This window comes from Kitasatospora sp. NPDC022856, from assembly GCF_055561235.1.
In genome coordinates, this window is the sequence record NZ_JBVHHE010000002.1 from 274,927 (window position 1) to 294,640 (window position 19,714).

At 73.7% G+C, this 19,714-nt stretch carries 16 protein-coding genes; 5 read left to right on the plus strand and 11 right to left on the minus strand.

Annotated elements, in window-relative coordinates:
* Positions 1-79: 79 nt before the first annotated feature.
* The 5 genes from ACZ34W_RS04205 to ACZ34W_RS04225 form a co-directional block, all read right to left on the minus strand.
* The gene (locus tag ACZ34W_RS04205) at positions 80-829 is read right to left on the minus strand and encodes a CPBP family glutamic-type intramembrane protease (protein WP_465601585.1); all 750 of its coding nucleotides are present in this window, start codon (positions 827-829) and stop codon (positions 80-82) included.
* Positions 826-3,375 carry an MMPL family transporter gene (locus ACZ34W_RS04210; protein WP_465601588.1) on the minus strand — a complete coding sequence of 850 codons (2,550 nt, stop codon included), beginning with the start codon at positions 3,373-3,375 and terminating at the stop codon, positions 826-828. The genes ACZ34W_RS04205 and ACZ34W_RS04210 overlap by 4 nt, the downstream gene beginning before the upstream one ends.
* Positions 3,372-4,310: a class I SAM-dependent methyltransferase gene (locus ACZ34W_RS04215; RefSeq protein WP_329488838.1), complete on the minus strand. Its 939-nt coding sequence runs from the start codon at positions 4,308-4,310 to the stop codon at positions 3,372-3,374. Before ACZ34W_RS04215 ends, ACZ34W_RS04210 begins: the two co-directional genes overlap by 4 nt.
* Entirely contained in the window at positions 4,307-4,840 is a 534-nt protein-coding gene (locus ACZ34W_RS04220) for a hypothetical protein (protein ID WP_465601592.1), read from the minus strand. Before ACZ34W_RS04220 ends, ACZ34W_RS04215 begins: the two co-directional genes overlap by 4 nt.
* 77 nt (positions 4,841-4,917) lie before the next feature.
* On the minus strand, positions 4,918-6,156 hold the full coding sequence (locus ACZ34W_RS04225) for an aminotransferase class I/II-fold pyridoxal phosphate-dependent enzyme (RefSeq protein ID WP_465601595.1): 1,239 nt from the start codon (positions 6,154-6,156) through the stop codon (positions 4,918-4,920).
* A gap of 604 nt (positions 6,157-6,760) precedes the next feature.
* Here ACZ34W_RS04225 and ACZ34W_RS04230 point away from each other — a divergent pair.
* Positions 6,761-7,291, plus strand: a complete 531-nt coding sequence (locus ACZ34W_RS04230) for a TetR/AcrR family transcriptional regulator (protein ID WP_329488841.1) — start codon at positions 6,761-6,763, stop codon at positions 7,289-7,291.
* Between the two features lie 28 nt (positions 7,292-7,319).
* Positions 7,320-7,652 (plus strand): DMT family transporter, encoded by a 333-nt coding sequence (locus ACZ34W_RS04235; protein ID WP_442906829.1) that lies wholly within the window; start codon positions 7,320-7,322, stop codon positions 7,650-7,652.
* A 49-nt stretch (positions 7,653-7,701) separates the two neighbouring features.
* Here ACZ34W_RS04235 and ACZ34W_RS04240 read toward each other — a convergent pair whose 3' ends face one another.
* Together ACZ34W_RS04240 and ACZ34W_RS04245 are read right to left on the minus strand one after the other, a co-directional pair.
* Positions 7,702-8,748, minus strand: coding sequence for a hypothetical protein (locus ACZ34W_RS04240; protein ID WP_359805853.1), 1,047 nt, complete (start codon positions 8,746-8,748; stop codon positions 7,702-7,704).
* 243 nt (positions 8,749-8,991) lie between these two features.
* A complete protein-coding gene (locus ACZ34W_RS04245) occupies positions 8,992-11,151 on the minus strand; it encodes a S53 family peptidase (protein WP_465601600.1) in 2,160 nt (719 codons plus the stop codon).
* A gap of 262 nt (positions 11,152-11,413) precedes the next feature.
* Here ACZ34W_RS04245 and ACZ34W_RS04250 point away from each other — a divergent pair, with 262 nt between their 5' ends.
* Positions 11,414-11,980, plus strand: a complete 567-nt coding sequence (locus tag ACZ34W_RS04250) for a CGNR zinc finger domain-containing protein (RefSeq protein WP_329488845.1) — start codon at positions 11,414-11,416, stop codon at positions 11,978-11,980.
* A 41-nt stretch (positions 11,981-12,021) separates the two neighbouring features.
* Here the strand turns inward: ACZ34W_RS04250 and ACZ34W_RS04255 are convergent, their stop codons facing one another.
* From ACZ34W_RS04255 to ACZ34W_RS04265, 3 genes are all read right to left on the minus strand, one after another.
* Positions 12,022-13,551, minus strand: a complete 1,530-nt coding sequence (locus tag ACZ34W_RS04255) for an FAD-dependent monooxygenase (protein ID WP_329488846.1) — start codon at positions 13,549-13,551, stop codon at positions 12,022-12,024.
* A gap of 150 nt (positions 13,552-13,701) precedes the next feature.
* Positions 13,702-15,402: a phenylacetic acid degradation protein PaaN gene (gene paaN, locus ACZ34W_RS04260; RefSeq protein ID WP_329488847.1), complete on the minus strand. Its 1,701-nt coding sequence runs from the start codon at positions 15,400-15,402 to the stop codon at positions 13,702-13,704.
* 147 nt (positions 15,403-15,549) lie between these two features.
* Positions 15,550-16,818, minus strand: coding sequence for a hypothetical protein (locus tag ACZ34W_RS04265; RefSeq protein ID WP_465601605.1), 1,269 nt, complete (start codon positions 16,816-16,818; stop codon positions 15,550-15,552).
* A gap of 126 nt (positions 16,819-16,944) precedes the next feature.
* On the opposite strand from ACZ34W_RS04265, the gene ACZ34W_RS04270 reads away from it, so the two are divergent.
* Entirely contained in the window at positions 16,945-17,529 is a 585-nt protein-coding gene (locus ACZ34W_RS04270) for a TetR/AcrR family transcriptional regulator (RefSeq protein ID WP_465601608.1), read from the plus strand.
* Positions 17,530-17,959: 430 nt separating this feature from the next.
* Here the strand turns inward: ACZ34W_RS04270 and ACZ34W_RS04275 are convergent, their stop codons facing one another.
* Positions 17,960-18,421, minus strand: coding sequence for an Lrp/AsnC family transcriptional regulator (locus ACZ34W_RS04275; protein ID WP_329488850.1), 462 nt, complete (start codon positions 18,419-18,421; stop codon positions 17,960-17,962).
* Between the two features lie 148 nt (positions 18,422-18,569).
* Between ACZ34W_RS04275 and pdhA the strand changes: the two genes are divergently transcribed.
* Positions 18,570-19,712: a pyruvate dehydrogenase (acetyl-transferring) E1 component subunit alpha gene (pdhA, locus tag ACZ34W_RS04280; RefSeq protein WP_465601611.1), complete on the plus strand. Its 1,143-nt coding sequence runs from the start codon at positions 18,570-18,572 to the stop codon at positions 19,710-19,712.
* The last annotated feature ends 2 nt before the right edge of the window (positions 19,713-19,714 follow it).

Consider the following 19,714-nt stretch of genomic DNA (forward strand, 5'->3'; position numbering starts at 1 on the left):
GACGTGGCCGGAGCGGCCGGAGCGGAGGGGGCGGGCGACGGCGGCGGGACGGGCCGGTCCGGCGCCCGTCGGGCAAGCCCTAGAGGGCCCAGAGGACCCAGCCGAGGAGCAGCAGGTTGGCGGTGCCCTGGGCGACGGCGCTGGCCAGCGCCGAGCCCGTCCAGGCGCGGCAGACGCCGAGTGCGAGGCCCATGGTGAAGACGGACGGCAGGACCCCGGTGATCACCCGGGTGTCGAACGGGTTGAGGCCGTAGTCGCCGAGGTGGACCAGCGCCCAGGCGGCCGAGGTGGCGGCGATCGCCACCGCCGGGCCCCGGCCGCGCTCCACCGCGTGGTACAGCACGCCCCGGTAGCAGACCTCCTCGACCAGCGGCACCAGGACACCCATGCAGACCACCATGGCCAGGCCCGCGACCACGGGGGCGCCCGGTGCCAGCTGCCGGAACAGCTCCGGGATCAGCGACGTCCAGTTGCCCCCGCCCCGCCCGAAGGCGGCGCGGGTGGCGAAGACGGTGTCGGCGTAGGCGAGCACCACCAGCGCGGTGCCGGCCGCCGCGGGCCCGAACCGGAAGCGGCGCAGCCCGGCGGCGGCACGGTCCGGCCGGTCCAGCACGGTCAGGACCAGCGCGCTCAGGCCCACCGACAGGACCATCAGCGGGATCGCGAACGCTCCGGCGATCCGGACCGAGGCCAGCACCGCGAACAGCAGCGCGGCCGAGGCGACGGGCGTGGCGCGGTGGCGGTCGCGCAGGCGGTGCAGGGTGCGAGCCCGTCCGGTGGCGGCGGGCTCGGGGGGCGCGGGCGCCGCCACCGGACGGTTCGCGGTCATCGCGGGCCCGCCTCCGCCACCGCGGGGGCGCGGCGCAGCGAGGGGAGCCACCAGTTGTAGCGGCGGAACAGCAGCAGCGTGGCCGGGACGAAGAGCATCCGGATCAGGGTGGCGTCCAGCAGGACGGCCAGGCCGAGGCCGGCGCCGTACTCCTGGAGCATCACCGTGGAGGAGAGCACCATCGTGCCGAGGCTGCCGGCCATCACCAGGCCCGCCGCGTTGATCACCCGGCCGGTGTCGACCACCGCGCCGATGGTGGCGCTCTCCTGGTCGGCCCCGCCGCGCACCAGGTCGCGGACCCGGGTGACCAGGAAGATCTCGTAGTCCATGCCGAGCCCCATCATCAGGACGGTGAGGAAGATCGGCAGGTCGTCGATGATCGCCCGGTCGAGCCAGAAGTGGAAGATCAGCACGGTGATGCCGATCGCCCAGACGTTGCTCATCATGATCGTGAGGATCAGCCGGACCGGGATCAGCAGCGAGCGCAGGGCCACCACCAGCATCACGAACACGCCGACCGAGACCAGCCCGATCATCTGCCAGAAGCTGGCGTTGAGCGCGTTGCCGTACTGGCGGTCGACCTGGGTGGCGCCGCCGACCTGGAGCGCCCCGACGTCCTTCGCGCCCTCGGTGACGTCCTGGATCCGGTCCACGGTGGCGACCGCGGCCTCGGAGTAGGGCGGGTCGGCGAGTTCGACCACGATCCGCAGCGCGCCGTCGTCGGCCAGGTAGTCCCGCCGTACGTCCGCGGTCAGCGCGTCGACCTGGTCGGCCGGCAGCGGGCTGCCGAACGGCCTGGTCACCGCGGAGACCCGGGCGACGCCGGGGACGGCGGCCAGTCGGTCGGTGAGCGCCGTCACCGAGCCGAGGCCGCTCGCGGTGAGCCGGTGGGTGGCCGGGTCGACCACGCCGGCGGCCGGCCGGGTGACCACCAGGGTGGGCAGCACGGCCGCGTCGCCCCACTTCTCGGCGACCAGCTCGAAGCCGGCCTTGGAGTCGGTGGCCGGGCTGAGCGCCACCGGGTCGGCGGTCGAGCGGTGCTGGGCGGTGATCACCGCGAACGGCACCGTGATCACGGCGAACACCAGCACGATCGCCACCTTGCGGCGACGCGCCAGGTCGGCGGCCCTGGCCAGGTGCCGGCCCAGGGCGCTCTCGTGCTCCAGATCGCTCAGCGGGCGCCAGCCGAGCGCGAAGAACCGGTCGCCGAGCAGCACCAGCAGGGCCGGCGTCAGGGTGAGCGCGGCGAGCAGCACGATCGGGATGCCGATCAGCCCGCCGTAGCCGAGCGGCGGGATCCAGTCCACCGGGGAGAGCAGGGTGGCCCCGAAGGCGAGGACCACGGCCACCGCCGCGAGCAGCATGGACTCGCCCGCGTGCGCGGTGGCGTGCACCGCCGCCTCCTTCGGCGGGCGGCCGGCCAGCCGTTCCTGCCGGTAGCGCGAGGAGAGCAGCATGCTGTAGTCGACGCCCGCGCCCAGCATCACGAAGTTCATGATCGTGATGGTGAACTGGGTGAGCGTCACGCCGTGGCCGAGCGCGAACAGCGCCGCCTGGCTGACCGTCATGGCCAGCCCGATCGCGGCCACGGTCAGCACGGCGGGCACCACGGCGCGGAAGAACAGCAGCAGCACCACGAAGATGATCGCGTAGGCGACCGTCTCCATCAGGGCGTTGTCGTCCTCGGCCTTCTTGTAGGTGTCCTTGATCAGGGCGAGCTCGCCGGTCACGTGGGCGTCGACGTCCGGGCCGGCGCCGACGGCGCGCAGCGAGCCGTCGATGGCCGAGCGCAGCCAGTCCACGTCCGGATCGTGCCCGGCCTGTTTGGCGAAGCTGACCGTCACCAGGGCCGCCCGGCCGTCCTCGGCGAGCAGGCGGTTCACGGCGTCGGCGGGCACCGGCACCGGGAAGGAGCGCCAGTCGGTGGCGCCCGCGAAGCCCGCGGCGAGACCGGGCAGTGCCGCCTCGTCGGCGGCCACCCCCCGCTGCGCCAGGTCGGCGAGGCCGGCCGGGACCTGGCCGGCCGCCACCGCCGCGTCCACCGCCTGCCGGCGGGCCTCCGGGGAGGTGCCGGCCCCCGCGGCGGTGAGGTCGCGGTCCACCTGGGTGCGCAGTTGGCGCAGGTACTCGGTGGTGGAGTCCCGGTAGAGGGTGTACGCCGAGACGGACTGCCGCACCTCGCCGGTGCGCTCCTTCCCGGCGATCCGGCCGTCCAGCTCGGCCAGCAGCTTGCGCAGTTGCTCGCCCCGGACGTCCGGGGCGCCGATCGCGACGATCGACTCGCGCTGCGAGCGGTCGGGGAAGGACTGCTCGACGAGCTGGTCGGCCCGGGCACTGCTGGTGCCCGGGACGACCTTGGAGGCGCCCTGTTTGGTCAGGACGTCGTTCAGCTGCGAGGCGAACGGGAAGCAGACCGCGATGACCACGGCCCAGACGGCGAGCACGGTCTTCGGGCGGGCGGTGAGCACCCCGGCGAGGCGCAGCAGGCGGCGTTGCACCGCGCCGTGGGTGGTCTCCGGTGGTGCGGGGGTGACGGTCGTGGTCATGCGCTGCCGACTCCCTCGCGGTGGCGCCCGCCCGGGCCGGTGCCGGCCGAGGGGGTGCTGGGGCTGGTGCCGGTGACCACCGCGAAGGTGTGCCGCAGCTCCAGCGTGCCGTTCCTGGCCACGTGTTCGGCCAGGCCGGCGCGGATCAGCTCCAGCGCGTGGTCCTCGCGGCGGTGGTCGACGGCGTCCTTGAAGCCGGCCGCCGCGCCGGAGCGCTGGACCCACTCCAGGGCCGCCTCCGGGGTGTCGGCGGGCAGTACCTGGTGGCCGTCGCGCTGGACGTCGACGGTCAGGCCGGCCTTGGTGAACCAGCGGGCCACCGTGGCGGCGTCCTTCGGCAGGTTCACCCGGACCAGACCGGTGAGCAGCGACGGGTCCGCGGCGAAGACCTTCTCCAGCTGGGTGATCAGGGTCTTGAGCGCGTCGCCGCGGGTCTCGATCACCACCACCCGGCCGCCGGGCCGCAGGACTCTCCTGATCTGCTCCAGCAGCTTGACCGGCTTGCTGTAGCAGATCGCCCAGCCGACCACGACGAGGTCCGCCGAGGCGGTCGGGCGGGGGCGCAGGAACTCCTCCATGTCGCCCTCCTGGAGGGAGACGTCGAGCTCCGGCGCGCGCAGGGTGTCGGGGAGGATCTTGGCCTGCGCCACGGCCAGCATGCCGGGGGACTTGTCCACCGCGTGCACCGAGCCGCGGCCCTCCAGTCGGCGGACGATCTCGTGGGTCAGGTGTCCGGTGCCGCAGGCGAGTTCGAGGACGTCATCGCCCGGGCGGATCTCCACCTCGTTCAGCGCGGCGACCGAGTGCACCCCCATCACCGGGCTGAAGTAGCTGTCGTAGCTGGAACTCGCGGCGTCGTAGTCGGGCGTGGTGTCGGCGTGGGTGCGGCTCAGGGTGAGGCGCAGGGCACGCGCGGCGAGTCCGAGGCGACTCATGGCTGGCTCCTTCTGATGTGGTCGGATTCCGAGGGCTGCGAGGCCGGTGCCGCGCAGGCGAGGAGCAGGAGGCCGGCCAGGCCGGCCAGGGTGCCGAGGAGGCCGGCGGACACCGAGGGGGCGGTGGCCCCGGCGGCGACGCCCGCGACCAGGGCGAACACCGCCGGGGCCACCACGGGCGCCCGGCCGGCGGCGGGGCGGTCCGGGCCGAGCGTCACCGCGACGGTCAGTGCGGCGACGGCGGTGACCACGGCCGCGAGGACGGGGCTCGCGGTGGTGGCCGAGGCGGGCAGGGCGGCGCCGAGCAGCAGCAGCCCGGCCGCCGGGGCCCGGTGGGGCGGGCCCGGCAGCAGGGCGGCCGCGGTCCGGCGCCGCGGCAGGGCGGCCGCCAGGGTGAGCGCGGCGCCGATCGCGGCGGCGGCGCACCAGGGCCAGTCGGGCGCGCCGCCGCCGGCCGGGGGCAGGCCGGCGCCGAGGACGGCACCGGCCGCGCCGCCGGCCAGCGCGGCGATCGTCGGGGGGCCGGGCACCAGGGGCGCCGCGGGGCCGGCCGGCGGGCCGCCCGGTGCGCCCGCCCGGCTGCCCCGTGCGGGGTCCGGCGTCCGGCTCACGGCCGGGCGGCGGACGAGTCGGCGAGCTCCGCGAGCTCGGCCAGCTCGTCGGTGGCGTCCGGCTCGCCGTCGCGCAGGAACATGGCCGTCTCGTCGCTGAGCGCGTCCAGCACCCGGTTCAGGTGCTCGGTGGTGTGGGTGGCCATCAGGCTGAGCCGCAGTCGGGGCGAGGCGGCCGGCGGCACCACCGGGTTGGTGTAGACGCCCTTGTCGATGAGCCGGCGCCAGAGCAGCAGGGTGTCGACGACCCCGCGGGTGCGCAGCGGGATCACCGGGGTGCTGCTCTCACCCGGGCTGATGCCGAGGGAGAGCAGGCCGGCCCGCAGGTGGTCGGCGTTCTGCTGGGCCCGCTCGGGGCGCCAGGGCTCCTCGCGCAGGATCCGCAGCGCGGTCAGCGCGGCGGCCATGCTGGCCGGGGTCGCGGAGGCGCTGAAGATCAGGCTGCGGGCGTGGTGCTTGATGTAGTGGATGACGTCGTCGTCGCCGACGACGGCTCCGCCGAGCGAGGCCAGGGACTTGCTGAAGGTGACCGTGATGAGGTCGACCCGGTCGGTGAGGCCGAAGTGGGAGCAGGTGCCCCGGCCCTGGTCGAGGACGCCGAGGCCGTGCGCGTCGTCGACGATCAGCCGGGCCCCGTGGCGCTCGCAGACCTCGACGATCTCCGGCAGGGCGCAGAGGTCGCCCTCCATCGAGTAGACGCCGTCGACCACGACCAGCTTGCCGGCCTGGGTCGGGACGGCGGCCAGGCCGCGGTCCAGCGCGCGGGCGTCGTTGTGCCGGAAGCGCCGGTGCTTGGCGCCGCTGAGCAGGCAGCCGTCGACGATGGAGGCGTGCGCGTCGCGGTCGGCGAAGACGACGTCGCCGCGGCCGGCCAGGGCGCTGATCGTGCCGAGGTTGGCCTGGTAGCCCGTGGAGAGCACGGCCGCCGCGGGCTTGCCGTAGAAGTCGGCGAGTTCGCTCTCCAACTGGTCGTGCAGGTCGAGGTTCCCGTTGAGGAAGCGGGATCCGGTGCAGGACGGGCCGTACCGGTCGAGCGCGTCGGCGGCCGCCTTTCTGACCCGGGGATCGGAGGTCAGACCCAGATAGTTGTTGGAGCCGCACATCACCAGCTCACGGTCACCCAGGGTGACCGTGGTGCCTTCGTGGCCGGTGAGCGGGAGGAAGTAGGGATAGATCCCGGCCGCCATGGCATCCCGGGCAGCACGGTAGTCGGATACCTTGGAGAAAATGTCCACCAGATTCCCTCGAATTCGATGATCGGCGTATTCGACGCATCGGTTCACGCGAATTTTGACCCTGGTTTGAACGGAATACCCGCCGCTTGGGCATGGCCGGGCCGGCCGCATCGGACGGGGCCGTGCGGAAGCCTGCCCCGGTGCGGTGCGCGTCGTTGCGCAGTGGCCCCGGGCGTGGTCGTCGAAGCACGACCGGGCCTGGCGGATGAGCCGACGGTGTGTTGAGGCGGCGCGAACAGCCTCTGCCTCAGCCTTGTTGACGTGTTGTCAGCTAGTGCTCGTGGGCTGCCGGCCTGCGCGGACATCGTCGAATCCGTATGTCTCGCATGATCCCCCGTGGATGTCGAACAGCGTTCCCCCTGGCGCGGAGAAAAATCCCGGCGCCGCTTCTTCGATCATCGTGCGCATGAATCTTGAGGTGGCCGGGCGGGGATCCCCGGGATCTCGCCTGTTTTCGGCCGAGGAAACGTAAGCACGCTCCATTCCGGGCTGTCAACACCCGTCTCTTTCGGGCCGCTTGGAATTACCGGCGAGTCACATCGGTTCTGCTAGGGTGGGCGCCGACCGTCTGGACGGTCCGTGACACGGAGAGAGGGCCGGAACGGTGCGTGATCATCTGCTCGACGCTGTCGAGCGGCTGCTGGTGCGGGGAGGTCTGGACGCGGTGCGGCTGGACGCGGTGGCCGTCGAGGCCGGCGTCAGCAAGGGCGGGCTGCTGCACCACTTCCCCAACAAGCGGGCGCTCGTCCAGGGGGTCGTCGAGCGGCTCGCGGACCGGTTCGAGGCCGTACTGCCCGGGCCGCAGGCGCCTCCCGGCGCCTTCGCGCTCGCCTGGTTGGAGGCGAGCATCCCGGAGGAGTCACCGGCCGGGGACACCAGCGGGGCGGACCAGGTGCCGGTGGCGCTGCTCGCCGCGGCCGGCGGTCCGGAACTGCTCGACGTGCTGCGGTCCCGCTACGAGCGCTGGCAGCGGCGGCTCGTCGAGGACGGCCTGGACCCGGCCGTGGCCACCCTCGTGCGGATGGCCGTGGACGGCTGGTGGTCGGCCCGCCTGCTCGACCTCAGCCCGCCGCACGACGGGCTGCACCGTGAGTTGCGCAAGCTGCTGGTCGACCTCGCCGGCGGCAGAAGCTAGGTCATCCGAAACGAGACGGGGGACGGACATGACGGCGTACCTGCTGGTGGGAGCGGCCATCGCGGCCGAGGTGACGGCGACACTGGCCCTGCGGGCCTCGCACGGACTGACCAGGCTCGCGCCCAGCGTGGTGGTCGCGATCGGCTACGTCGCCGCGTTCGTGCTGCTGGCCCAGGCGCTGAAGTCGTTGAACGTGGGCCCGGTGTACGCCGTCTGGTCCGGGCTCGGCACGGTCGGGGCGCTGGTCGGCGGCGCGGTCGTGTTCGGCGAGCCGGTCAAACCGGCCTCGCTGATCGGGGCCGTGCTGGTGGTCGGCGGGGTCGCGGTGATGTACCTCGGCGGCGGGCTGAGCCACGAGTGAGCTCCTGACCGGGGGCGCCGCCCGGCGCCCCGCCGCGGGGTGCGCCCCGCTACTCCCACTCCCAGCGGATGCCGACGTGGCCGGGCTGCTGGTCGGGGGCGAGCACGTGGGCGCTGGCCGAGGCGCCGATCCACAGCTGCTCGCGGCGGCGGTCGACGTCCTCGCCCGGAGCGCGGTCGTAGCGCTCGCAGTGGACGGGCACGGCCGCCGGGTCGAAGTGCACCTGGAGCACGTACTCGCGCACCGGGATGGCGAACCGGCGGCTGTACTCCATGGTCGGGCCGCCGGGCGGGATCTCCACCTCGTACTCGAAGACCGTGCTGTCCCCGTGGCCGAGCGGGCGGTCCAGCATCAGCTCGCCGACCACCAGGCCTGCCTTCGGCCTGCGGCGGACCCGGCCGAGGCGGCCGTGCCGGACCGAGGTGATCTCGGGGCAGCCGGTGGCCTCCTCGTCGGCCTTGTGCACCACCAGGCAGCGGCCGACGCCGCCGACGGTGGCGCGGACCACCTGGCGCATCCGCAGCAGGTTGCCGCGGCGCTCGGCGTCGACGTAGTACGAGTCGTGGATGGAGAGCCGCTCCAGCTCGCCGACCGGCGGGGCGTCCAGCTCGGCGAAGACCTCGGCGATCTGCTGCTCGCCCGGCCAGACGTCCTCCAGCCGCAGGTGCGCGGTGTTGGCGGCGGCGGCCCAGCGGCCCCGCGGGCGCGGCGGGCCGAGCAGGGCGGAGAGGGTGGAGTGCGGCAGGCCGAGCAGTTCCTCCAGCAGGTGGACGGCGCGCAGCGAACTGGCCCGCTCGGGCTGGCTGCGGCCGCGACGCCAGTAACTCAGCGTGGTCACGCTGACCCTGACCCCGCGTTGGGCGAGAGCGGCGCGGATCCGGTCGAGGCTCAGGCCGCTGGCCTCGATGGCCAGGTGCAGGGTGTCGGCGAAGCCCCCGGCGGGGGCGGGCCGGCCGGCGCCCGGGGCGGCGGCGGGTGTGGTGGCGGTCGCGGCGGTGGTGACGGTCGTGGCGGGGGGCACGGCGGCGGGTGCGGGCGCGCCGGGGCGCGGTCCGACCAGCCGGAGCCGGGCGTCCTGGGGGTGTTGTGAGCCCATGCGGTTACCTTCCCCAGCAAGCGGGTTCGGCGCGGTCGGTCCGGCGCCGGAGGGCGCCGTGAACGGCTTCACCGAGCTGTGGGGAACCCTATGCACGGTCGAGAGGCTACGTCATCAGTCGTGCGTATGACAGTGGTCACGAGGGGTGGGCCACAGGGTTATCGATCTTGAAACAGAACGGAAACACGCCGTCGGGGCGGTCCCGGTGCGGACCGTCCCGACGGCGTGGGGTCGCGGAGGTGATCAGGAGACGCTGAGCGCGGCGTCGTCGATCACGAAGCTGGTCTTGAGCGAGGCGTCCTCGGTGCCGGTGAACTTGACCGTCACCGTCTGGCCCGCGAAGGCCGACAGGTCGAAGGACTTCTGGACGAAGCCGGTGGCCGCGTTGGCGTTGGACAGGGTGGCCAGCGTGGTCGAGCCGGCCTGGACGGTCAGCTTGTCGTACGCGGTGGAGCCGGACTCGGCGGTGTCGACGTGCACCCAGAAGGAGAGCGTGGCCTTGCAGCCGGCCGGGATCGACACGGTCTGCGCCAGGGTGTCGGTGTGGGCGCTGCCGTAGCCGTCCAGCCAGGCCTTCCAGGAGCCGGCGTGCGCGGCCTCGCCGGAGGCGTTGTCGACGACGCCGGTGGACGCCGTCCACGGCGCGGCGGTGCCGGTCTCGAAGCCGCCGTTGCCGATCAGCTGGGCCGCGGTGCAGCCGCCGGTGGGCGGCGTGGTGGTGCCGCCGAGCAGCGCCGCGTCCAGGGCGTCGGCGATCGGGCTGCCCCAGCCGGTGACCTGGTCGTAGCCGGCCTTGGTGGAGAAGTCCTGGTTCTTGCCCGTGGTCACGTCGTGGAACGTGGTGCCGTAGCCGCTGCCGTTGGCGACGGCGTACAGCCGCGGGCTGGCCTCACCGAGGACGGGCTGCCCGGCCGCCTTGGCCTTCTGGTTGAACTGCGCCGCGTAGCCGGACCAGAGCGGGGCGGCCGCGCTGGTGCCGCCGTAGACCTGCCAGCCGCCGGCGGTGTAGATGGCGAAGCCGCTGGCCGGGTCGGCGTTGGAGGAGACGTCCGGGACGGTGCGCATGGTGCCGCTCACCCCGGTGCCGGTCTGCCAGCTCGGCTTGGCGAAGACGGTGGAGACGCCGCCGCCGGCGGTGCTCCAGGCGCTCTCGGAGGAGTAGGCGCTGCCGGAGACCTTGAGGTTGGTCCCGCCGACGCCGGTCTGGTGCGGGCTGGACGCGGGGAAGTCGACCGCCTTGACGGAGGAGCCGCTGGTGGAGCGGGTGCAGTCGCGCGAGCCGTCGTCGCCGGAGGCCGAGAAGATCGAGATGCCCTGGGCGGCGGCCTGCTTGAAGGAGTTGTCGACCGCCGTCATGGAGGAGGCGGTGGTGTCGGGCTCGCAGGAGCCCCAGGAGATGGAGATGACCGAGACCCGGTCGTCCGCGACGATCTTGGCGGCCATGTCGATCTCGCCCTGGTCGCTGTTGGGGGCCTCGTAGACCAGCTGGGTCGCCTTGGGGGCGACGCCGCGCACGATCTCGCTGTCCAGCTCGACCTCGCCCTGGCCCTCGCCGGGGGAGGAGTCGTAGTTGGCGCCGTCCACCGACACGGTGGAGACGGCCGGGCCGGTGAGCCCGTACTGGCTGTCGTAGGTCTTCAGGTTGTTGGGGCTGTAGCCGTCGAACTCCCAGAGCGCGACGCTGACGCCGGTGCCGTCGGCGCCGGTCTTGTTCAGGTTGTACGCGCCGTCGTACTGGCTCGGGCCGAAGCCGCTGGGGGCGGCGGTGACCGCGTTCGGTGCGGCCGGCGTGGACGGCTTCACGTTGCGGGTGGTGCGGACGGTGTGGTTGTTCAGGCCGGATATGCCCTGCACCACGCCGGCGAGGTCGGCCGGCACGGAGGCCGCCGCGTCGTTGGCGAAGAAGGTGCGCTGCTGCTGCGGGTCCAGGTAGGCGCTCTCGTGGGTGCCGAAGGCCTTGGCGATCTGCTCGGCGGTGCCGTGCGCGTCGACCACCTGGCGGTTGTCGCTGACGGCGGAGACGGTCAGGCCCTGGGCGGTCAGGTAGCCGCGGACCTGGTCGACGGCGGCCTGGGTCGGGCCGAACCGGTCGGTGAACTGCTGCGGCGTCAGGTGGGTGCCGAACTCGGGGGCGCCGGGGGTGGCGATCGCGGCGAGGAAGCGGTCCAGCTCGGCGGTGTCGCGCAGCTTCAGGCTGACCGCGACGGAGAGCTGCTGCTCGGCGGGTACGTCGCCCTTCTTCTCGGAACGGGCCACCGCGGGGGTGACGGTGTTCGGCAGCGAGACGCGCGGCGCGGCGGCGTTGGGGGCCGGGGCGGCCTGCGCGGCGGTCACGCCGAGCGAGACCGCGGACAGCGGCAGGACGGCGAGTGCCGCGACGAGGGCGAGGGAGCGAGGGCGCACGGAATCCTCCTCTGGCCGGCATGTGGGGGCCGGCAGGGGCCAGGGCGTCTCTGGGGTGAAACGCTGGCTAGAACATGACAGAGCGGTTCCGGGAATTGGCTTATGGTCAAGCAATTCGTTGCTAAAGAACAGTCAACTGTGGAGAACGGAATGGAGGGGTCTTCATACAGTTAACGGCCGGAATTCACGCTCCGGACCGCCCCGATTCGGCGGCCGCGGGCGACGTAGAATCGGGTACCGGGCGAGACCGAGGGAGTATCCGATGACCGACCGGACGGCAGACCCGCGCGACCCCCGCCCGCTGACCGGCGAGCCGCTCGCGCTCGACCTGCTCAACACGCGGTGGGCGGGCAGCCCGGTGAACGACCTGCTGGACCGGCCGGACGGCTTCGGGGTCTGGCTCTCCTCCGCCGGGCTGGCGGACCGCTGCGAGGCCGACGACGCGGGGCTCGTGGCGCTGCGGCAGGCCCGGGAGGCGCTCGCCGCGGCGGTCCGGGACCTGGACGCCCGGGGTGAGGTGACGGCGCCCGCGGCGGCCGGTCTGAACGAGGTGCTGCGGCACGGGCGGCTGCGGCGCGAGCTCGGTCCGGCGGGGCCGGCGGCGCACGTCGAGGTGGACGGGCCGCAGTGGCTGGCGGCCTGGCTGGCGGTCGACGACTTCCTCGACCTGCTCGCCCGGGGCACCCTCCGGATCAAGAAATGTGCCCACGAGGCCTGCATTCTGCACTTCTTCGACACATCGCAGAACGGCCGCCGGCGGTGGTGCTCGATGGCGGTGTGCGGAAACCGCGCGAAAGCGGCCCGGCATTACGAGAAGGCGCGCGCCTAGGGCCGGCGGCGGGGGCGGTGAACCGCCCCCGCCGCTGCTCCTCAGCCCTGGTCGGGGGCGCCGAGCCACTGGGCCAGCGCGGCGCGGACCTCGCCCTGGCCCGGGTCGACGGCGGCCCAGGCGGCGTAGCCGTCGGGGCGGACCAGCAGCACGGTGTCACGCAGCTTGCCGTGCGGGTCGGCCGGCGCGACGGTCTGCAGCCGGCCCGCCCACGGCTCGGCGGCGGGCAGCTGGTCATTGCTGACCAGCACGAACGTGCCCGCGCGCAGTGCCTCGTAGAGCCGCTCGGGCGCGGCCGGCCCGTCCTCCCGGGCCTCCTCCAGGGCGGTCAGCCGCAGGTCCGGCACGCGCCGGCCGGCCAGCGGGTGGGCGTCCTTCGGCGCCGCGTAGCGGATGCCGATCCCGGACACCGTCCGGGCGCCGCGCTCGGCGACCACGTCCAGGTGGTCGGCCAGCGTGGTGAGGGCGCCGCGCAGCACCCGGGTGGGAGCGGACTGGGCGAGGGCGAGCCGGATCAGCGCGCCGGAGGTGCGCAGCACCGACTTGCCGACCGGGTGCCGCTCGGTCTGGTAGGTGTCCAGCAGGGCGTCGGTGGCGTGGCCCCGGACGGCGGCGACGAGCTTCCAGGAGAGGTTGGCGGCGTCCTGGAGGCCGGTGTTCATGCCCTGGCCGCCGGCCGGGGAGTGGCAGTGCGCCGCGTCGCCGGCCAGGAAGACCCGGCCGGAGCGGTAGTTCGGCACCTGCCGCTCGTCGCTGTGGAAGGTGGAGCTCCACCGGGCGTCGTGCAGCCCGTAGTCCTCGCCGAGGGCGGTGCGGGTCATCTCGGCGATCCGCTCCAGCGAGGGCGGGGCGCCGTCCGCGTGCTGCTCGGCGCGGTCCCAGGCGATGACCCGGTACCAGCCGTCGCCGAACGGCGCGAGGAAGGCGAAGCCGCCCTCGCCGGCGCCGACGGTCAGCAACTCGTCGGGCGCGCGGTCCAGCCGGACGTCGGCCAGGACGACGGAGTTGACCACCGACTCGCCGGGGAAGGGGATGCCGAGCAGGTCGCGGACGGTGGAGTGGACGCCGTCGGTGCCGACCACGTAGGCGGCCCGGTGGGTCTCGGTGGTGCCGTCCGCGGGCGCCTCCCCGCTGCGGGCGCGGGGGCGGGTCTCGACGGTGACGCCCTCGGCGTCCTGCCGCAGCCCGACCACCTCGGCGCCGCGCAGGAGGGTCGCGCCGGCCTTCAGCGCGCGCTCCTGGAGGAGGCGTTCGGTGTGGTACTGCGGGGTGATCAGGACGAACGGGAAGCGGCTCGGCAGGGCGGCGAGGTCGACCCGGAGCCGGTCGAAGAGCCGCAGCGAGCTGAGCGGGCGGCCGGTGGCGATCAGGTCGTCGGCCAGGCCCCGGGCGTCCAGCAGCTCCAGGCTGCGGGCGTGCACCGCGAAGGCCCGGGTGAGGTTGGACTCGGTGTCGCGCTTCTCCAGGACGGTGACCCGGATCCCGGCGGTGGCGAGGTCCCCGGCCAGCAGCAGGCCGGTCGGTCCGGCCCCGACGATCAGGACGTCGGTGACGGTCTGCTTCGCGGTCATGTGTCAGCTCCCGGTGCTCGGACGGAGGTTGGACGCCGGTCCGGGCGCCCTCCCGGCCTCCATCATCGCTGGCGCGGGCGGGGCTGTGAATTCCCGCGGGACGGAACCGGGCCCCGGCGTGGCACCGCCGGGGCCCGGAACCTGATCGGCTCAGCTGTGGCGGCGGATCTCCACGGTGCGGAACCGGTTGGCGACGAAGGCGCCGTCGCAGTAGGCGGCGTTGGCGGCCGGGTTGGCACCGGTGCCGTGCAGGTCGGAGAAGGCGGCGGTCTGGTTGGCGTACACGCCGCCGGTGAGGTTGAGCGAGAGCGAGACGCCGGAGTCGAGCGCGGCCTCGACCAGCGCGGCCTCGACCTCGGACGAGGTGGTGTAGCCGGAGGCGGTCATCGCGCCCTGGGTCCGGACGGTGTCGCGCAGCAGCTCGACCGCGGCGGCGGTGGACTCCACCGCGACGGCGAAGGAGACCGGGCCGAAGCACTCGTCGCGCAGGACCGCGCGGTCGTCCGGCTTGTCGGCGTCCAGCTTGACCAGCGCGGGCGTGCGGATTGTCGCGGCGGGGAACTCCGTGGAGGTCACCACCCGCGGGGCGAGGGCGAGTTCGCCGTACTCGCCGCCGGCCGCGGCCACCGAGCGCTGCAGCACACCGGGGTTGACCACGGCGCCGAGCACGGCCGTGGCGCGGGCGTCGTCGGAGAGCAGGCCCTCGATCGCGCTTGCGAGGTCGGTGACCACCTCGTCGTAGGACTTGGCGCCCTGGTCGGTGTCGATGCCGGTGCGCGGGATCAGCAGGTTCTGCGGGGTGGTGCACATCTGGCCGCTGTAGAGCGAGAGCGAGAAGGCCAGGTTGCCCAGCATGCCCCGGTAGTCGTCGGTGGAGTCGACGACCACGGTGTTCACGCCGGCCTTCTCGGTGTACACCTCGGCCTGGCGCGCGTTCTCCTCCAGCCAGTCGCCGAAGGCGGTCGAGCCGGTGTAGTCGATCAGCTTGACCTCGGGGCGGACGGCGAGCGTCTGGGCGACGGTGCCGCCCTCGTGCTCGGCGGCCAGGCAGACCAGGTTCGGGTCGAAGCCGGCCTCGGCGAGCACCTCGCGGGCGGTCCGCACGGTCAGCGCGAGCGGCAGCACGGCGCGCGGGTGCGGCTTGACCAGCACCGGGTTGCCGGTGGCCAGCGAGGCGAACAGACCGGGGTAGCCGTTCCAGGTGGGGAAGGTGTTGCAGCCGATCAGCAGCGCGAGGCCGCGCGGGACGACGGTGAACTCCTTGGTCATCACCAGCGGGTCGCGCTTGCCCTGCGGCTTGGTCCAGCCGGCGCTGGCGGGCAGCCGGGTCTGCTCGGCGTAGGCGTAGGTGACCGCCTCCAGACCGCGGTCCTGGGCGTGCGGGCCGCCGGCCTGGAAGGCCATGCCGTAGGCCTGGCCGGTGGTGTGCATCACCGCGTGCGCGAACTCGTGCGAGCGCGCGTTGATCCGGGCCAGGATCTCCAGGCAGACGGCGGCCCGGGTGAGCGGGGTCGCGGCGGCCCAGCCGGGCCGGGCCGCGAGCAGCGCGGCGATCAGCGTGTCCGCGTCGGCGTGCGGGTAGCCGATGCCCATCTCGACGCCGTACGGGGACGCCTCGCCGCCGATCAGGTCGCCGTCGGCCGGGTGGCCGTCGAGGGCGAACGGGAGGTTCAGCAGCGCCTCGAAGGCGGCCTTGCCGTCCGCGGCGCCGCTCTCGCCGTAGGCCTTCGGGAACTCGGGGTAGGGCGACCAGTAGTCGCGGGACGCGGCGGCGGCGAGCGCGGCGTCCAGGGTGGCCTGGTGGCGTTCGACCAGCTCGGCGACGAGGGGGTGGGTGACCGCTGCGGACATGGTGTGCGCTCCTCAGAGGGGAGGACGGGACACGTCACAGAGTAACCGAACGATCGGTCGGCTCAAGAGGGTGTGCGGATCGGATCCGGAGAACGCGCGGGGGCGCGTCCGCAGCGGACGCCCCCCGGGGCGGAGCGGGGTACCGGTCTACGGGATGCCGAGCTCGAAGATGACGTACCCGGCGTACCAGCCGGAGGCGATCGCGCCGGTGCCGAGCACCGTCGCCAGCACCGGCCAGCTCAGCTTGCGCATGGCCACCGCCAGGGCGATCAGCAGCGGGAAGGCCGGGAGCAGGTAGCGCGAGGTGTTGCCGAAGATCCCCAGGCTGCCCAGCACCGAGACGATGGTGGCCAGCGTGTAGGCGGTCAGCACCAGCGGCGGACGCAGCCGGACCAGCAGCACGATCAGCACCGGCAGGGTCAGCACGATCAGGGTGGCCAGCAGGTCGGTCACCGGCCAGGCGAACGGGTAGTCCGAACGGCCCAGCAGGACGCCGCGGATCGCCTCGAAGGTGCCGTGGCCGAAGTCGAAGTAGTGCAGCCAGGCGTCGTGCTGGAGCTTGAAGTAGCCGCCCCACTCGCCCGTCCGCCAGCCCACCCAGCCGACGTAGCCGAGCAGGCCGAGCGGGGCCAGCAGCATCGCGGTCACCGGGCGGGCGACGCCGCTCCCCCGCCGGTACAGCTCGACCAGCGCGGCCAGGCCGACGGCGCCGATCAGGGCCGCCGAGGTCGGCCGGTTGAGGCCGGCGACCAGCGTGATCACACCGGCGGCGATCCACTGCCCGGTCATCACGCAGTAGCAGGCCCAGGCCGCCAGCGCGACGAACAGCGAGTCGGAGTAGAGCGCCCACTCGGCGCCGGAGCCCGGGGCGATCGCCCAGAGCCCGGCCGCGATCACGCCCGCGCGCGGGCCGGCCAGCTGGTCCACCACCGCGTAGATCCCGGCCGCGGCGAACAGCGAGGCCACCACCGAGACCAGCATCCCGGCGCCGTACAGGCCGAGCCCGGTGCCGTCCGAGACCAGCCGCATCAGCCCCGGGTAGAGCGGGAAGAAGGCGGCCGAGTTCTGCTCGACGGTGAAGCCGGGGAGGCCGCCCGGGACGGGGACCAGCGCGGGGTGGTAGCCGAACTGGGCGATCTGCTGGTACCACCAGCCGTCCCAGCTGGCCAGCACGTCCCAGGGGTTCGCGCCGCCGCCGAACCGCGGGTGCTTCTTGACGTAGTCGCCCGAGAAGGAGAGCAGCTTCATGAAGACGGTGAAGCCGATCAGCTTGAGCACCGCGTAGCACCACACGGCCGGCCCGAAGCGCAGGACCAGGGCGCGGCCGCGCTCGCGCCAGTCGGCCCGCGCCGCGTCCCCCGGCTCCTCGCTGCGCTGCTCGGGCACGTCGGAGGCGACTGCCGGTATTGCGCTCATGAGACTGGACCCCACCCTGCTGGCCGTGGACGCTGGTCCGCAGATTCTAGGCCGTCGGCCGCGCTGTTGGTGCGGACCAATGGACCCGGGCGCATCGGGCGCAGCGGGGCCGGGGATACTCGGAGGATGGCCGATCACACCACGCGTACCGCCTACACCGTGGAGTCGCTGCTCGCGGTGACCGTCGACGTCTTCAACGAGCGCGGCTACGACGGCACCTCGATGGAGGACCTCTCCCGGGCGGCCGGGATCTCCAAGTCCTCGATCTACCACCACGTCCGCGGCAAGGAGGAACTGCTCCGGCTGGCCGTCGGGCGGGCCCTGGACGGGCTCTTCGGCATCCTCGCCGAACCGGGCGCGGTCGAGGGCCCCGCGGTGGAGCGGCTGGAGCACGTGGTGCGGCGCACCGCGGAGGTGCTGCTCACCGAGCTGCCGTACGTCACCCTGCTGCTGCGGGTGCGGGGCAACACCCTGACCGAGCAGTGGGCGCTGGAACGCCGCCGGGACTTCGACCACCAGGTGGCCGAGCTGCTGAGGGCCGCCGTCGCGGACGGCTCGCTGCGGGCGGACGTCGAGCCGCGGCTGGCCACCCGGCTGCTCTTCGGCATGATCAACTCGATCGTGGAGTGGTACCGGCCCGGCGTGAAGGCGGCCGACGGCGTCGCGGACGCGGTGGTCCACCTGGCCTTCGACGGTCTCCGCGCCCGGTAGCACCGGGAGGGGCCGGGGCCGGAAGGTACCGCGCCAAAGGGCCACCCACCCGTCCCGAAAGGGCACCCGACTCGGCCCTCATCGGGCCCGGGGACGCTCCACCGGTCCCCCAACGGTCACCCCGCCCCGGCACTACCCGGTCCCGGGGGACGCCCGCCTGGCCCTCAACGGTCGCCCCGGCCCGGTGCGCCCCGAGCCGAAGGGGCGCGCCGGTGCCGAAAGGGAGAAGCGAGGACGCCCCGACCCGCCCCGAGCCGAAGGGGCGCGCCGGTGCCGAAAGGGAGAAGCGAGGACGCCCCGAGGAACGAGGGGTGTTGGAGCGCCGACCGTCGGCGCCGGGTCGAAGCGCCCCGGAGGCGAGCGGGCGAGGACACTGAGCGCCGACCGTCGGCGCCGGGTCGAAGCGCCCCGGAGGCGAGCGGGCGCCCGATCAAAGCGGCGGCACCTGGTCGGTCTCCTCGAAGACCAGCATGGTGCGGGTGCCGAGCACCTGGGGGATGGACTGGATGCTGCCCAGCACCAGTTCGCGCAGCGCGTGGTTGTCGGCGGTGTGCACCAGCAGCAGCACGTCGAAGTCTCCGCCCACCAGCGCGATGTGCGCGACGCCGGGCAGCTCCAGCAGTTGCTCGCGGACCGTCCGCCAGGAGTTCTGCACGATCTTCAGGGTGACGTAGGCGGATGCGCCCTGACCTGCCTTTTCGTGGTCCACGCGGGCGGTGAAGCCGCGAATGACGCCGTCCTCGACCATCCTGGATATCCGGGCGTACGCATTCGCCCGGGACACGTGCACCCGCTCGGCCACCGAGCGGATCGAGGCGCGACCGTCCTGCTGCAGCAGCCGCAGGATCGCCCGGTCGACACGGTCGAGTCTGGACGTCTGTTCAGCCGACATGACCCCCCACCCCCACGGATTGGACGCACTGCCACCAGTCGACCGCCACCCGGGCCGATTGTCCACCACCTTGTCACGCTTCTGGTCAAGATGAACAGGCGACCGAACAATCGGTAGGGAGCCCCCGCTACCCCTGGAGGTGCCCGAGATGACCGTTCTCGATCACAGACACCACACGGCGGTGCCCGGTTGGCTGCCCGGGGCGACCGCCCCGCGCAGCGACCCGGCCCCGCTGCTTCCGGACGCCTCACCGGTCCGCGTGCTCGGCACCCCCGAGCTGGAGAAGTACGACCCCGCGCTGCTGCGCGAGCTGTACCGCCGCCTGGTGGTCGGCCGCCGCTACAACCAGCAGGCCACCACCCTCACCAAGCAGGGCCGGCTGGCCGTCTACCCGGCGTCCACCGGCCAGGAGGCCTGCCAGGTCGCCGCCGCGCTGGCGCTCGGCGAGCAGGACTGGCTCTTCCCGAGCTACCGCGACACCCTCGCGGTGGTCTCCCGCGGCGTCGACCCGCTGGAGGCGCTGACCCTGCTGCGCGGCAACGCCCACACCGGCTACGACCCGCTGGCCACCCGGACGGCGCCGCTCTGCACCCCGCTGGCCACCCAGGCCCCGCACGCCGTCGGCCTCGCGCACGCCGCCCGGCTCGGCGGCGACCCGGTGGTCGCGCTGGCGCTGCTCGGCGACGGCGGCACCAGCGAGGGCGACTTCCACGAGGCGCTGAACTTCGCCGCGGTGCTGAACGCCCCGGTGGTCTTCCTGGTCCAGAACAACGGGTACGCGATCTCCGTCCCGCTCACCGCGCAGTCCGCCGCGCCGACGCTCGCCCACAAGGCGGTCGGCTACGGGATACCGGGCCGGCTGGTGGACGGCAACGACGCGCCCGCCGTGCACGGCGTGCTGACCGAGGCGGTCGAGCGGGCCCGGACCGGTGGCGGCCCGACCCTGGTCGAGGCGCTCACCTACCGCGTCGAGGCGCACACCAACGCCGACGACGCCACCCGCTACCGGGACGACACCGAGGTGGCGGCCTGGCGGGAGCACGACCCGGTCCTGCTGATGGAGCGGCACCTGCGCCGGATCGGCCTGCTGGACGACGCCCTGGTGCAGGAGTCGGCCGACGAGGCGGAGGCTCTGGCGGCCCGGATGCGGGCCGAGTTCCACGCCGACGCCGAGCTGGACCCGATGGCGCTGTTCGCCCATGTGTACGCCGAGCCGACCCCGCAACTGCGGGAGCAGGCAGCCCAGTTGTCCGCCGAGCTGGCCGCCGAGGCCGAGGTGCAGCACCCATGAGC